Source organism: Neobacillus sp. SuZ13, from assembly GCF_030123365.1.
GTDB lineage: Bacteria > Bacillota > Bacilli > Bacillales > Cytobacillaceae > Neobacillus.
In genome coordinates, this window is record NZ_CP126107.1 from 2110835 (window position 1) to 2127423 (window position 16589).

Annotated in this window: 10 protein-coding genes; 8 read left to right on the forward strand and 2 right to left on the reverse strand. The window is 39.0% G+C overall.

Going from position 1 to position 16589, the window contains the following annotated elements; all coding sequences use genetic code 11:
• Positions 1-349: 349 nt before the first annotated feature.
• Entirely contained in the window at positions 350-2551 is a 2202-nt protein-coding gene (gene katG / locus QNH17_RS10175) for a catalase/peroxidase HPI (protein ID WP_283878560.1), read from the forward strand.
• Between the two features lie 348 nt (positions 2552-2899).
• On the opposite strand, the gene QNH17_RS10180 is transcribed toward katG, so the two are convergent.
• Positions 2900-4201, reverse strand: a complete 1302-nt coding sequence (locus QNH17_RS10180; RefSeq protein ID WP_283878561.1) for a CitMHS family transporter — start codon at positions 4199-4201, stop codon at positions 2900-2902.
• A 385-nt stretch (positions 4202-4586) separates the two neighbouring features.
• Here QNH17_RS10180 and QNH17_RS10185 point away from each other — a divergent pair, with 385 nt between their 5' ends.
• The 3 genes from QNH17_RS10185 to fbp all read left to right on the forward strand — a co-directional run bounded on the left by QNH17_RS10185 (position 4587) and on the right by fbp (position 8964).
• On the forward strand, positions 4587-6140 hold the full coding sequence (locus QNH17_RS10185) for an ATP-binding protein (RefSeq protein WP_283878562.1): 1554 nt from the start codon (positions 4587-4589) through the stop codon (positions 6138-6140).
• A gap of 16 nt (positions 6141-6156) precedes the next feature.
• A complete protein-coding gene (locus QNH17_RS10190; protein ID WP_283878563.1) occupies positions 6157-6861 on the forward strand; it encodes a response regulator in 705 nt (234 codons plus the stop codon).
• Between the two features lie 171 nt (positions 6862-7032).
• Positions 7033-8964, forward strand: a complete 1932-nt coding sequence (gene fbp / locus QNH17_RS10195) for a fructose-1,6-bisphosphatase (RefSeq protein ID WP_283878564.1) — start codon at positions 7033-7035, stop codon at positions 8962-8964.
• A 180-nt stretch (positions 8965-9144) separates the two neighbouring features.
• Here fbp and QNH17_RS10200 read toward each other — a convergent pair whose 3' ends face one another.
• A complete protein-coding gene (locus QNH17_RS10200; protein ID WP_283878565.1) occupies positions 9145-10062 on the reverse strand; it encodes a LysR family transcriptional regulator in 918 nt (305 codons plus the stop codon).
• 136 nt (positions 10063-10198) lie between these two features.
• On the opposite strand from QNH17_RS10200, the gene QNH17_RS10205 reads away from it, so the two are divergent.
• From QNH17_RS10205 to QNH17_RS10220, 4 genes are all read left to right on the forward strand, one after another.
• Positions 10199-11716 (forward strand): long-chain-fatty-acid--CoA ligase, encoded by a 1518-nt coding sequence (locus tag QNH17_RS10205; RefSeq protein WP_283878566.1) that lies wholly within the window; start codon positions 10199-10201, stop codon positions 11714-11716.
• A 33-nt stretch (positions 11717-11749) separates the two neighbouring features.
• Positions 11750-13270: an aldehyde dehydrogenase family protein gene (locus QNH17_RS10210; RefSeq protein WP_283878567.1), complete on the forward strand. Its 1521-nt coding sequence runs from the start codon at positions 11750-11752 to the stop codon at positions 13268-13270.
• Positions 13271-13306: 36 nt separating this feature from the next.
• The gene (locus QNH17_RS10215) at positions 13307-14515 is read left to right on the forward strand and encodes an iron-containing alcohol dehydrogenase (RefSeq protein ID WP_283878568.1); all 1209 of its coding nucleotides are present in this window, start codon (positions 13307-13309) and stop codon (positions 14513-14515) included.
• Positions 14516-14660: 145 nt separating this feature from the next.
• Positions 14661-16565: an alkyl/aryl-sulfatase gene (locus QNH17_RS10220; protein WP_283878569.1), complete on the forward strand. Its 1905-nt coding sequence runs from the start codon at positions 14661-14663 to the stop codon at positions 16563-16565.
• Positions 16566-16589: the final 24 nt, after the last annotated feature.

Genomic DNA, 16589 nt, shown 5'->3' on the forward strand with positions numbered 1-16589 from the left:
CTTGACTCAACAGTGAAGCCAAAGCGTGAGCAAGAGGGGATTTTACTGTTTATTTTTTCAACATAGTGAAATCAACATTCAGCAATAACTTCTGCCCTGATGCAAATGTCAGGAAAGGGGTCTTTTTGAGATTACGGAACACAAGAAACTTCAAGGCAGTAAAAAATGATACAGCAGCAATTCCGGAAAATATTACAAATTTGTGATAACATTGGTTATTTTTTCAATTTTAAGTAATAGTTTAGTAGAATTGAATCATATAATTAATACAACCAGTTTGTAAGCTTCTTACTACATGAGACATAATTATAAGCTGCTTAATTCGCTAGAACAGGGAGGAGAAAAACGAATGGATGCTAATATTGGAAAGTGCCCGTTTCATGGCGGCGCTGCTAGTAACAATTCTAGGGGTACGTCTAATCGAGACTGGTGGCCAAACCAGTTGAACTTGAACATTCTCCATCAGCATGACAGAAAATCTAACCCTATGGGAGAAGAATTTGATTATGCAGAAGAATTTAAAAAGTTAGACTACTATGCCCTTAAACAGGATCTTCGTGATTTAATGACCAACAGTCAAGATTGGTGGCCAGCTGACTATGGACATTATGGTCCATTTTTTATCCGTATGGCTTGGCACTCCGCTGGTACATATCGGACTGGAGACGGCCGTGGTGGCGGTGGAACTGGCACACAGCGTTTTGCTCCACTGAACAGTTGGCCAGACAACGGTAACCTCGATAAAGCTCGTCGACTACTTTGGCCGATTAAGCAAAAATATGGCAACAAGATTTCTTGGGCTGACTTATTTATTCTTACAGGTAATGTCGCTATTGAATCAATGGGCGGAAAGACATTTGGGTTTGGTGGAGGACGAGCAGATGTTTGGCATCCAGAAGAAGACATTTACTGGGGTACTGAATCAGAATGGTTAGGTGATAAGCGATATACAGGTGATCGTGAGCTTGAGAACCCACTTGCAGCCGTTCAGATGGGTCTTATCTATGTTAACCCAGAAGGTCCAAATGGTAATCCAGATCCGCTTGCAAGTGGTCGTGACATACGCGAAACCTTTGCACGTATGGGAATGAACGATGAAGAAACAGTAGCATTAATAGCCGGCGGCCATACTTTTGGTAAGGCACACGGTGCAGGAGATGCTGCTCATGTTGGTCCGGAACCAGAAGCTGCTCCAATTGAAGCAATGGGCTTAGGATGGTTAAGTACACACGGCAGCGGTAAAGGTCATGACACCATCACAAGCGGTATTGAAGGTGCTTGGACTGCTAATCCAACACAGTGGGATAATGGTTACTTTGATTTATTATTTGGGTATCAATGGTGGCTTACAAAGAGTCCTGCAGGTGCCTATCAGTGGCTTGCGGTAAACCCTGATGAGAAGGATCTAGCACCGGATGCAGAAGATTCATCCGTTCGGGTACCGACTATGATGACTACTGCCGATATGGCATTGCGTTATGATCCAGAGTACGAAAAGATATCTCGTCGTTTCCATGAGAATCCAGAAGAGTTTGCTGATGTATTTGCACGTGCTTGGTTTAAACTAACACATCGTGACATGGGGCCTCGTTCTAGATATCTAGGACCGGAAGTTCCAGAAGAAGTTCTTCTCTGGCAAGACCCTGTACCAGCTGTTGAATATACATTAACAGATGCAGAAGTTGATAAGATCAAAGTCATGATCTTAGACTCAGAACTTACTATCAACGAATTAGTAACAACTGCTTGGGCTTCAGCAAGTACTTATCGCGGCTCAGATATGCGCGGCGGTGCTAATGGTGCTCGCATCCGGCTTGCTCCACAGAAGGATTGGGAAGTAAACCAGCCGGAACAACTGACCAAAGTACTTTCTGTCCTAGAAAGCATTCAGAATCATTTAGGAAAGAAAGTTAGCATGGCTGACTTGATTGTACTAGGCGGTAGTGCGGCAATAGAAAAAGCTGCAAAAGACGCAGGCTTTGATGTAACTGTTCCTTTCGCTCCAGGACGTGGCGATGCAACCCAAGAGCAAACTGACTTAGAAAGTTTTGCAGTGCTAGAACCTGCCGCTGATGGTTTCCGCAACTATCAAAAGGAACAGTATCGTGTAAGTGCGGCAGAGCTGCTAGTTGACAAGGCGCAACTTTTAGGCCTTACTGCACCAGAAATGACCGCACTTATTGGCGGTATGCGTGTATTAGGTACTAACTTCGGTGGCACGAAACACGGAGTTTTCACTAATCGTGTAGGCACACTTACTAACGACTTCTTTATTAACTTACTTGACATGGGAATAGCGTGGACGCCTGTAGGCGATGACGTTTTTGAAGGACGTGATCGGAAGACAGGAGTAGTAGTACGTACAGCAACTAGCGTTGACTTAGTTTTTGGTTCAAACTCCGTTTTACGTGCCATAGCAGAAGTTTATGCTCAAGATGATAACAAAGAGAAGTTTGTGCGTGATTTTATAGCTGCTTGGGTCAAAGTTATGAATGCAGATCGTTTCGACCTTCGATTGAAGAAAGCTCAACTACTAGGCTTTTCGAAGTAAAATCTAATTAGAGAAAAAAACAGGCTCAAACCTTTAATCAAAAAGGGTTTGGCCTGTTTTTTGTTTTAGGGAAATAAGGGTCAGTCCCCCATTTAATTAATGCTTTAATATGGTGGGGGACTGCCCCTTAACAGCTCATTCTTAGGATAAAGAAAAATATGGGGAGTGATTATAAATAACCTCGGAAAGAATTTTGCAACCTTGAATTCTTTCATAATTTTCTTTGGCTTCCTTTTCCGTCTCAAATTCGAACATTGTAATTTTATTATCCTTAGAGTAGGTGTTGTATAAAGTAATAATCCACATGGAATTAGCCCCCAATTTAAATATGAATTTTTAGCATTTGTTTTATAAAGAAATAACCCCTAAAACTAGTGCTGCTATTACCATTACTGTAGTAGTTCCTAGCGCCCATTTAATTAAGAAACGCTGTAAATCACTAAATTCGATTCCTACCATACCTATTAATAAATGTGCTGCTGCCACTAATGGACTTAGTACATGTACAGGCTGTCCCAGTATGGAGGCACGGCCTATTTCGGCAGCGCTAATGCCATAAGACTCGGCAGCTTGGGCAATAATGGGAAGTACACCAAAATAAAATGCATTATTGGACATAAAAAAAGTAAAGGGTGCGCTCAAAAATGCGACAATAACTGGTAAATGCTGCCCCATTGCTTCTGGAATCAATGACACTAAAGTAGTAGCCATCGCATCAATCATTTTCGTTCCTGACATTATACCTGTAAAAATACCGGCTGCAATAACAATGGAGACGACCGCTACTGCGTTACTTGCGTGTGAAGAGATTCGTTCTTGTTGCTCTTTTATATTTGGATAATTAACTAATAAAGCAATAGCAAATGCAACCATAAATAAAATCATGAGCGGAATAACATCCATAATTAACAAAACAATGAGAATGAGGGTTAAAGCAAAGTTAAACCATACCAGTTTTGGACGGCGATAGTTAAACTGGATTTTTGCATCCATTTCAGCCGTACTAGCCACTTCCCGATATGCATCATTATCGATAACTCCAAGTCTTCTCCGTTCCATTTTTCCGAAAATAAAGGATATAACAAGAACCCATAAAAGCCCAAAACCCATGACAGGAATGAGTGGCAGAAACAACTCAGATGAGTCAAGCTTCAATGAAGTCATCGCCATTGCAGAAGCTCCTCCCCAAGGAGTCATATTCATTACTCCCATTGAGGACATGGCTACTCCTGCTAGAATTAGAGGATTCATTCTTAGACGTTTATAAAGCGGAAGCAAGGAAGAAACCGTAATCATATAGGTCGTGGTTCCATCACCATCTAAAGCAACCATCATCGACAGGACAGCTGTACCTACAACAATTTTTAAAGGATCACCTTTGACGAGTTTTAAAATTTTGCCAATAAGTGGTTCGAATAAACCAGTATCAATCATAAGCCCAAAGTACAAAATGGCGAAGAAGATCATAATGGCGGTTGGGGCAATAGCTTTTACCCCCTCAAACATCATCGGACCTAGATCATTCGCATAACCCCCGATTAGACCAAATAGGATGGGAATGATCATGAGAGCGACAAGGGGTGTTAACCGTTTTGACATAATTAAATACATAAAAACTGCAACCATAGAAAAACCCAAAAAAGATAGCATACTTCATATCCTCCTTCGTTGTTAAAAGCGGGTCAAAAAAAATCTCATTTTCTTGGAGTAATGTAGATCCATAAAAGAATACAAGAGTGTGACCTACTGATTGTTAGCGCTTTCTCAGAAAGATTAACACGGGAACAGTCAAAGGAATATATATAACGAATATTTTCAATATTCGTTATAAATATAATTATTTTCATATTTTTCACAGCCAATTCTATAATTCTTCAATGTTACTAAATAGCTAGTGACATTGATGGAGGTTGAACTAAAAAAATTAGAATATTACTATAATTGTTATATAATAAAAGTAGTTACATTATGAAGGAATATAAGCGAGGGGAAATGTTTGGGCAAAAGATTTAAAAAAACAAGGCTGCTAACACAAATGATTGTATTTATTTCTATTATTATTCTTCTTACGATTGTATCAGTAAGCGCTCTCTTCTCTTCTATGATTGATGATATGATTAAAACTTCATTGGGAAACCAGGCCATGACAGTAGCAAAGATGACGTCTCAAAAGGAACAAATTATCAATGCTTTTAAGGATCCGAATCCTTCTTTAACCATACAGCCCATTGCAGAAGAAATACGCAAAGACACAGGTGCCGGCTATGTTGTAATAGGCAATAAAGAAAATATTCGCTATTCTCACAATATAACAAAATATATTGGAAAGACTATGGGTTCCAGCAATAAACCGGTATTTGAAAATAACGCCTCAATTATATACGAAGGAACTGGTATTTCAGGAAAGGCTATTAAAGCAAAGACTCCTATTTATAATGAGGACGGAGAAATAATCGGTGTATCGTCTGTTGGTTTCTTAACCTCGGAAGTGGAGGGTAAAGTCCATAGCTATCGCCTTAAGTTACTTCATTTTACTGTTTTTATTTTGCTAATTGGGATTGGAGGGGCGGTCATTATATCAAAGAGGGTGAAAAAATTGATTTTTAATCTCGAGCCCGAAGAAATATCTTTTTTGTTTAAAGAAAAAGAAGCGACCTTAGAATCGATTAGAGATGCCACCGTTGCAGTCAATAAAGATGGCAAAGTAACCTCCATCAATAAACGGGCAAGAGAGTTGCTTAAACACGATCACATTGAGAAAGGCATAAGAATGGAACATGGGCGTTTAAATACGTTGATTAAAACCGTAATGGGAAATCAACAAAACACCATTAATCAAAAAGTTATCTTTGGCGAACAGCTCTATTTGGTTGATGCATCTCCCATACTGGAGAATCAAAGAACAAGCGGAGCCGTATTAACCTTACGTCCTGTTTCTGAAATAGAGGAGATTATAGATGAAGTTTCTAAAGTTCAAAACGTTTCTGAGCATATCCGCGCCCAAAATCATGAGTATTTAAATAAATTAAATACTATTTATGGATTGATTACCCTGGAACAATATGATGAGGTAAGGGAACTAATCTCAGAAGAGGTCAAAGAACGGCAGGATATTGTGGTTTTCTTAACTTCTTCCGTAAAAGATCCTTTTATTGCCGCTTGTCTACTCGGAAAAATAAATCGATCAAAGGAATTAAAAGTAGACCTGGAAATAGATAAAGAGAGCAACCTTGAGAGTATCCCCTCTACATTAAATACAAAACTACTTGTTTCAATACTTGGTAATCTTATAGATAATGCCATGGAGGCAGCGGTTCGAACTAATTCTGACGGGGCTAATGTGAAAGTTTCTTTCACAGATATTGGCAGTGATATCATCTTTGATATAGAAGACAACGGCAACGGCATTCCCCAAGAATGGCATGATATGATTTTTATTCAAGGATTTACGACAAAAGAAGGAGAAAATCATGGTTTGGGACTAGCCATTGTTAAAAATGCGTTAAAAAAAATGGACGGGGAGATTTTTATTTCTACCAGTGATTCAGGCGGAGCTCAATTCACCATTGTTTTACCAAAAGGCAAATAAGAGAGGGTTACGATAAATGAGCAAAAGTTTAATCAAAGTAATGATTGTAGAAGATGATGAAACAGCGGCTAAAATTTATGAAAAATTTACTGATAAAGCAGAAGGATTCCAAGTAGTGGCCATTGCAAATACGGGGAAACAGGCACTGGACATGCTTAATGTGTTTACTCCAGATCTCATTTTACTTGATGTCTTTCTTCCTGATATGAATGGAATCGATCTATTATGGGAGATTAGGAAGAATATGAGAAGTTTGGACATCATTATGATTACAGCAGCTAATGATGTTGGCACGGTAAGTGAAGCAATCAGGGGAGGCGCATTCAGTTATATCCTTAAACCGATTATGATTAACAAGTTTTTTGAGGTACTTGAACAATTCAAAGAAACTAGAGAAAAACTAGTCAAATTAACCATTGTCGAACAGGAAGATGTGAATGATTTTTTCATGTTGAAAAAACCACGGAAAGATCCTTTAATCAGGGAGGAATTACCTGAAAAACTACCAAAGGGAATTGACAAACATACTTTAAAAAAAGTGAGACAGCAAATAAAGGATATAAATGAAAACATAAATGCAGAAGAATTTTCAAAAATAATCGGAGCCAGTCATTCAACAGGCAGGAGATATCTTGAGTATTTAGTTTCAATCAATGAGATGGAAGTAGAAGTTATTTACGGGACCATAGGACGCCCTGAGAGGAAATATCGGAAGAAGTAAAAGCTTTAATATTGCTTTAATATTTTGGTCATTGATTAAGAATACGGTTGACAGAGAGATTCTTAATAGTAAAATAACAATAATTTCAGTTTATCTGATAATATTAATAATAAATCTCAATCTATTAGTATAAAAAATTTAATGGTCAGTTTTGAAAGGGGATACATAATTTTGAATTCAAAGTACCTAGACTTACTTGTCCAGAAATATGATTGTGAAGAAAAAGTAGTAACTGAAATTATTAATTTGGAAGCCATTCTTAATCTACCAAAAGGGACAGAACATTTCGTCAGTGATTTACATGGGGAGTATCAGGCTTTTCAACATGTATTAAGAAATGGTTCAGGTAATGTAAAAGAGAAAATCAGGGACTTGTTTCAGGATGTTTTATTAGAAAAAGAAATCAATGAATTTGCAACATTAGTTTATTATCCTGAAGAAAAATTACAATTAATTAAAAATCATTTTGGCAATGAGCAAGAATTAAACCAATGGTATATAGTTATCATCGAGCGGATGATCAGGCTTATTTCTCATGCTTCCTCCAAATATACACGTTCGAAATTAAGAAAAGCATTGCCGAGTCAGTTTGTGTTTATTATAGAAGAGCTGCTATATAAAACTTATCAATCTACAAATAAAGAGCAATATTATACAGAAATTGTCCAGCAGATCATCTCCTTAGGTCAGGCTGATAAACTCATAACAGGGCTTGCGTATACCACTCAGAGATTGGTTGTCGATCATCTTCATGTAGTGGGAGATATTTATGATCGTGGACCTGAACCTGATAAAATCATGGATACTTTGATCAATTATCATTCCGTTGATATTCAGTGGGGAAACCATGATGTACTTTGGCTAGGTGCTTTTGCTGGTTCAATGGTTTGTCTCGCTAATATCATTCGTATCTGCGCGAGATACGACAATTTGGATATTATTGAAGATGTATATGGAATCAATCTCAGACCCTTGCTGAATCTTGCGGAGAAATACTACGAGGACAATACAGCTTTCAGGCCAAAGCTACATTCAGATAAGAAACTAACTGATCATGAAAAATTACAAATAACGAAAATTCATCAAGCAATTGCGATGATTCAGTTTAAACTTGAAATGCCTATTATAAAGAGACGCTCGAATTTTAATATGTCAGAAAGGCTTTTGCTGGAGAAAATAGATTATGACAAAAACGAAATAACGATTAATGGGAAAACCTACCCTCTAGAAAATACTTGCTTTGCAACCGTAAATCCAGAGCAGCCTGATCAATTATTAGAAGAAGAAAAGCAGGTTATGGAAAAATTATTATTTTCTATTCAGCATTCAGAAAAGCTGGCCAGACATATGAATTTCCTTATGAAGAAAGGGAGTCTGTATTTAAAATATAACGGGAACCTTTTAATACATGGTTGTATTCCTTTAGATGAAGAAGGGAATATGGGGAAAATGGTGATTGAAAATAAAACCTATTCAGGCCGTGATCTACTGGATGTTTTTGAGCATTATTTACGCCATTCTTTTGCACATCCTGAAGAGACAGATGATCTTGCGACAGATATGGTCTGGTATTTATGGACAGGAGAATATTCATCACTCTTTGGAAAAAGAGAAATGACAACTTTTGAGAGGTATTTTATTAAGGATAAGGCAACTCATAGAGAAGGTAAGAATCCATACTACCATTTACGTGAAAATGAAGATTTTTGCCGCAGAATCCTAACAGAATTTGATCTGAATCCTGACCAGGGTCATATAATAAATGGCCATACACCTGTGAAAGAAATTGAGGGAGAAAATCCAATTAAAGCAAATGGTAAGATGATCGTGATCGATGGAGGTTTCTCCAAAGCTTATCAATCAACAACAGGTATTGCAGGGTATACATTACTATATAATTCCTATGGGATGCAGCTGGTCGCCCATAAGCACTTTAATTCAAAAGAAGATGTTCTACTTAACGGGACAGATGTTTTATCAATAAAAAGATTGGTAGATAAAGAATTAAAGAGAAAAAAGGTAAGAGAAACGAATATTGGAGAGAAATTATTACAGGAAATCTCTATTTTGAATAATCTGAGAGAACATCGCTATATGGATTGATACGAAATAGTTAGAAATACCTATACAGTAAAAAAGGGGAAATTACCTGCAAGCAACAAACTCTTAGTCCCCTATGATAATTGCTTACTCTAGAAGAATTATTAACACATTTTAATTAATCATTAAGTCCCATAAAGAAAAATCCCTTCATTTTGGAAGGGATTTTTTTAACAATAATCGTTAAGATGAATATGTCAACATTCGGGAATGAAAATTAAAATGTTCCAAAAATTTCTTGGTGTTAATAGAAAAATGGTTATTCTCTGAGCGTACCCAGCCTACCCCTATCTTTTCCTGTTCATAATCTATGATTTCGATAGGAACGATTTCGCCGCTTAATACATAAGGATCATATTTGTTAGAAAAGTCTGGTCCGAAGCTAATTCCTAAGCCCTCTAAAATTGCTTTTTTTATCACTTCTGTATTATCTGTGGTAAATAAAATGTTCATTTGCCCAAATTTATTAATTAAATCGTTTGCAAATCGTTTTACATAATCCCCATTATATAAAATAACGTTTTGAGTCATCAATTGTTCAGGTGTTATAAATTTTTGTGCTGCTATAGGAGATGATTTGCTGACGTACACTTGCATCTTTCCCTCTAGTATTACTTCGAATTTTAAATCTTCTCTTTTTTTTATTAAATCATCGTAGATCGTGATTAGGCCAATGTCAATCTGGTTATTTTCGACAAGTTCAATGATATGCTGCGTTCCTTTTTCTGAGACTTCGATATTTACATTTGAAAACGCGTTTTTAAAAGAAGCTAAAGGTTCTAGTAGGAACAACATAAAGCCAGGGATCGAAGATAGCTTTAAATTTCCCGAAGTCACTGTGTTAAAAGATTGAGCCTCCTCTTTAAATTCTTGAAGTCTGATTAATACCTCGTATGCCTTTTTAATTAAGATTTTGCCTTCATTCGTGGGAACGGCGCCAAGTCGTCGGTGGCGTTTAAATATTTTTACGCCCAACTCATCTTCTAATCTAGTAATCGATTGACTGATTCCCGATTGAGAAACATGGAGGTTTTCTGCTGCTATGGAAATTGAGCCTGTTTCCGCAACTTTCACAATATATTCCAATTGTTCGATATGCATAATTATCTCCTTTGAATATAGAAGTATAGCTTCTATATTCTTCATTATCAGTTGATTTATTTAAGTGTAAATTATATATATAATAAATTCAAGGAAATCTTAATTTTCTAAAAAATGAAAGGGGGAAAGGATACCCATGGCTTTGAATTTGAATGAGAATTTAAAGGAAAGTGTAGCAAGATTTCCAAATCGCACCGCCTATACATTTTTGAATCAAAGTAAAACATATGCAGAACTTGATAAATTAGTAGATTGTGCTTCTATCAGTTTACATGATGCAGGCATCAGAAAAGGGGATAGAGTCGCTTTAGTGCTTGGTAATTGTCCTGAATTTGTTATTGCTTACTTTGGAATCCTACGGGCAGGTGCAGTGGTTGTTCCGATTAATCCTGTCTACACTTCAGCAGAAATCGCTTATATTCTATCTAATAGCCAAGCAAAGGCTGTAATTGCTCATTCCTCTTTAGAACCAACAATATCTTCAGTGAAAGAGAAACTGGAACATTTGAAGATGGTGATCTACACAGAATCAATTGGGTCTGAATGGTCTTGGGAGCGTCTTATTCAAGAATCAAAAGAAGTTTTTGAAAGCCCTTCCATTAATGAAGGTGATTTAGCTGTCATTCTTTATACCTCTGGCACAACTGGAAAGCCAAAAGGTGCCATGCTATCGCATCGAAATATGGCATCCAATACTGCTTCGATGGCTCAGCTTGCTGAGTTCACGGAAGAAGATCGAATCATTGCCGTTCTTCCCATGTTCCATGTGTTTAGTATTGCTACTTGCATCAACATGCCGATTGCTTCTGGGGCAGCCATTGTCATTGTTCCAAGATTTAGCCCAACCGATGTGATCAACACGATTAAAAGAGAGAAGGCGACGATTTTTGCCGGAGTTCCAACCATGTTTAGCTTTTTGTTGCAGGTGCCAGGCGCATCGGCAGAAAACTTTTCATCGATAAGGGCTTGTTTTTCAGGAGGTGCTTCGATTCCAGTTGAATTATTACATAGATTCGAAGAGAAGTTTCAGGTTCCGGTTTTAGAGGGGTACGGTCTTTCTGAAACGGCTCCCGTAACAGCTTTCAATCCGTTAAGGGGAAAACGGAAACCAGGGTCTGTGGGTATAGATATACCTGAAGTGAAGAATAAAGTGGTGGATCTGAATGGAATTGAAGTTCGAAGAGGCGAAATCGGCGAACTAATTGTAAAGGGTCCTAATGTAATGATGGGTTATTTAGGAATGCCGGAAGCTACCTCCTCCACATTGAAAGATGGTTGGTTTTACACCGGAGATTTAGCCCGAATGGATGAAGAAGGATACATTTATATCGTGGACCGTATAAAGGATATGATTCTTGTTGGCGGATACAATGTCTACCCAAGAGAAGTCGAAGAGGTATTATACCAACATCCGGCCATAGTGGAAACATCCGTGATTGGAATACCGGATAATGAGTACGGTGAAATCGTGAAGGCATTTGTGGTAACGAATGATGAGGGAATCACGACGGATGACATCCTGTATTTCTGCAAAGACAAACTTGCAAAGTACAAGCTGCCTAAACAAGTGGAATTTATGAAGGAATTACCTAAGAATAGCACAGGGAAGATTTTGAGAAGAGCCTTGCGTGTTGAGAAAGTAGAAGTTAATTAGTTTTATAGAGAACGAATTTAAGGAGGAATTGCTATGAAAGCAGCTGTGCAAACATTGGATTTTCCACTTTTTGTAAATGGGGAGTGGAAGCCAGCGATTACCGGAGAAACGTTCGAAGTAGTAAACCCTGCAACCGGTGAAGTGGCAGCAAAGGTGGCGAAAGCCGGGAAAGAGGATGTAGATGCGGCCGTTTCTTCCGCCCGAAAGGCTTTCGATTCGGGAGTATGGTCTAAAAAATCTCCCCAAGAACGTGCGAACGTACTTGTCCAATTTGGCAACAAAATCATCGAACATGCTGAGGAATTAGGATACTTAGAATCTATTAGTTCTGGAGCAACCGTTCGCCGTATTTCTAATATGGATATTTTATCTATCGTAGATCTTCTACAGCAAACTGCGAAGTTCACTGTAGAGTACCCGTATGTTCAGTCCCTTCCTACTCTACCTTTTCCTGGACCAAGTAATAACCAGGTATGGCGGGAACCGATTGGTGTAGTAGCGGCCGTTACCGCTTGGAATTTTCCAATGATTCTAGCGATGTGGAAATTAGCCCCTGCCTTGGCAATGGGGAACTCTATTGTAGTCAAGCCCGCATCAAATACGCCTTTGTCTACCCTGAAATTGGCGGAATTGGCTGCTGAAGCAGGAATCCCAGCTGGTGTCTTCAATGTGGTACCTGGTCCAGGAGCCAGCATTGGAGAAGCACTTGTAACCCATCCAAGTGTAGACAAAGTTGCTTTTACCGGATCTACAGAAGTAGGGAGCCGTATTATGCAAATGGCAGCCGGAACAGTTAAACGAGTCACTCTTGAGTTAGGTGGGAAATCACCAGCAATCGTATTGCCAGATGCGGATTTGAGTATTACCATTCCTGGGATATTATTCGGATTCTTATCACACTCTGGACAGGTTTGTGAATCAGGCACTCGTGTTCTTGTACATGATTCCATCTATGAACAAGTCATTGAACAATTATCTGACCTTGCAAGTTCGATTACAATTGGAAATCCATTAGATATCGCGACAGGCATGGGGCCGCTCGTATCTCAGCAGCAAATGGAAACGGTCCTTTCTTATATTGAATCCGGCATTCAAGAAGGAGCACGATTGGTGTGCGGTGGAAAGCGCAGGATCGTAGAAGGATTTGAAGAGGGCTATTATGTTGAACCTACCATTTTTGCTGATGTTCATAATGACATGAGGATTGCGAGAGAAGAAATTTTTGGTCCTGTTCTCTCCGTCATTCGTTATACCACTGTTGAGGAGGCAATTGAAATTGCGAACGATACGATTTATGGACTAGCAGGCGGCGTTTGGTCCAAGGATGTAAATAAAGCTATGCAAATTGCCCGTGAATTAAAGGCAGGAACGATATGGATCAATGATTGGCATATGCTCCGAAGCGATGCGCCATTTGGCGGATACAAGCAAAGTGGTTTTGGGCGGGAATTAGGTCGCCATGCATTGGATGAATATTCTCAAGTTAAACATGTCCATTGCTCCCTTGTACCTGAAGTTAGCCAAAGACCTTGGTACCAAATATTATTAGGATAATTTTATAATAACAAATCTATAAAAGCAGGTGATTCTATGTCGACTTCATTTTTTCAATTTTCTGTAAGAACGGTTGTAAATAGCGGGGCGGGATCTAGGACTTTGCTTCCTGAGATGATTAAAGGGCTTGGCGGTAAACGAGCAGTGCTTTATACGGATAAAGGGCTAACTCAAGCAGGAATTACAAAAAAAATTATCGAGTTATTCGAGCTCATGCCTGGAACCCCGGAGCTTGTCGGGGTGTTTGACGCGATCGAACAGGATGCAAAGGGCGGAATTATTAATCGTGGAGCTCGTTATTTTAAAGAGTGCAACGGAGACGCCTTGATCGCTCTTGGCGGCGGCAGTGTCTTGGATACAGTTAAAGGAATCAAGTGGATGCTCCATAAAGATCTAGATGATATTCGTGATTCTCTGCTTACCGGAAATGTGATGGAATGGTGGCCAGAAGCCAATTATATACCGATTCCGCATATAGCCATTGCAACAACGGCTGGAACTGGTGCGGAGGTATCACCAGTAGCTGTTATCCTTAATGAAAATCTTGGAATTAAATCAAACCTGCTGCATCCGTTCATCAATGCGGATATGGCGATTTTGGATCCGGATTTAACAGTAGGGCTTCCTCCTAAAATCACTGCCTTTACAGGATTTGATGCCTTGACGCATGCAGTGGAAGCTTATTTTTCACCGAATTCCAATCCAATGACAGATGCCTATGCCCTGCAATCGATTCGGATGATTGTTGACCATTTACAGACTGCGGTTCACAAAGGGGACGATCTTTCAGCAAGAGCGAATATGTTGATAGCAAGTTCGATGGCCATTTCTGCTTTCTGCTTATGTCTGAATGCCGTTCCAGTACACAATATGGCACATGTGATTGGAGCAAAATTCAATATCCCGCACGGCCTGGCTAATGCTGTGCTTTTGCCAAATGTAATGGAATCTTTGCCTGCCTACTATTTGCCGAGAATCAATGGGTTTGCCCAGGCATTAGGTATTGCGGATCCATCAGAACAACCAGATAAATGTTTAGATGAAGTTATCCAGTTTATTAGAGATCTCCGCAAAGCGGTGAATTTACCTGACACTTTTGCTGAATTTGAATGTAACGAAGACAAGCTTCACCTTTTGGTGCCGGCTGTACATCATGACCCTGCAGGAGTTTTCTTCAAGATCCCAGCCCCTATTATCACTAAGGTGATAAATGAAGTGTTCGAGCTAAAAGCAATAGAGGCTTAACACGACTATTGGCAATCTTGTCATACGGAAAACACTTGAAAACCTCCTGTTGATGTATGGTCGCAAGACCTGACATTAGTGCCGGGACGTCAAAAGTGTTTTCCTTTTTTTATAACTTAAAAAACAACAATCCGTGGAGGTTACTATGATAAGCAAAGTTTTTAATTCATCTAAGTCCGCAACTTCTTTTACCAAAAAGGCAAATTTAGCAGTATATGAATCACTAAATTTCGATGATCGCCAGGATTTTGAAGATGCTAACCGAGGTTTTATTGCTCCTTTAAAGTCTACAATCATTAAAGATCATTCTGGGGAGGTCGTTTGGGACATTGAAAAGCTAGAATTTCTTAACGACGCTGCTCCAGAGACAGTGAACCCAAGCCTTTGGAGAAATGCTCAATTACAGGCTATATCTGGTTTATTTGAAGTAGTAGAAGGTATTTATCAAGTGCGTGGGCAATCCATCGCCACCACTTTCTTCTTTGAAGGTAAACAAGGAGTTATTGTCTGTGATGCATTAGGAAGTACGGAATCTGCAGAAGCCGCTATGGAATTATATTATCAACATCGTCCGAAAAAGCCCGTTTCAGCCATTATTATTAGTCAAAGTCACGCAGATCATTTCGGCGGTATCCAGGCTGTTCTAAAATATGCTGAAAATCCTGCCATTCCTATTATCGTTCCTCAGCATTTTACAAAAGAAGCGTTAAGTGAAAATGTACTTTTGGGTACCATTATGGCGCGCAGGGCCGAGTATCAATTTGGTAAAAATATTCCCGATGGCAGTGAAGGATCGGTATCGATCGGTATCGGTAATACAATGAGTTCGGGGACCACGAGTTTTGCCCTGCCTACAATTGAAATAGAAAACGAAATCCAAACGATGGAAATCGATGGGGTGACCTTTGAATTCTTGTTAACACCAAACACAGAAGCACCGGCCGAAATGCATTTTTATGTACGTGAGTACAAAGCATTATTTGTCTCGGAGAACGCTAATCAATTAATGCATCAAATTTATTCGGTTCGAGGGGCAAAAACTCGGGATGCTCTGCATTGGGCCAATTCGCTCGATAAAACTATCGATTTATTTGAACAAGAAGAGATTGATGCCTTGCTCATGATCCATGCATGGCCGGTTTGGGGCAAAGAGCGTGCTTTAGGGCATTTGAAATTGCAGCGTGATTTGTATAAATATATGCATGACCAGACAGTACGTTTAGCCAACCATGGATATACGATGGAGGAAATAGCAGATTCAATCAAACTTCCCAAAGCATTAGATACGTATTGGGGTAATCGCGGGTATTACGGTACGGTAAAGCATAATTCAAAGGGGATATACAATTATTATTTGGGCTATTATAGTGCAAATCCTTCCGATTTAGATCCATTACCACAAGTGGAAACCGGTCTGAAATATGTAGATTACATGGGCGGGACGTCCGCCATTTTGGAAAAGGCAAAAGCCGATTTTGAAAATGGGGAATACCGCTGGGTAGCTCAAGTATTAAAAAATGTGGTAATGGCTGATCCGGAGAATACGGAAGCCAAAAATTTATTGGCAGATGCCTACGAACAATTGGGTTACCAAGCCGAATCAGCCAATTGGCGTAATATTTATCTTGTTGGTGCTTCCGAACTCAGGAATGGAATCAATAAAGATCTTTCCCCATTAGATGTTTCCGGAATTATCAACCATATGCCAATCGAGGATTTCTTAAAGCTGATCGCTGTTAAACTACACGGACTAAAGGCAGAAGGTAAAAAAATAACGTTGAATGTATCTCTAACAGATATTAACCAAAACTTTTCTATTTATTTAGATAACTCCGTTTTGATTCATAAGGCTGGAAAATTAGACGCTAATCCGGATGTTTCCTTAACTTTGGAACGATTAACATTCTTTGGAGTTGGACTCGGTCTGATTTCACCACAACAAGCAGCAGTGGCAGGTAAATTAATCGTTTCTGGTGACCAAGCAAAACTAGATGAATTTTTATCTCTTTTAGATGACTTCCAACGGTATCACAATATCGTTACTCCTTAATGACTTAGAAAAGGATTTTTCCAA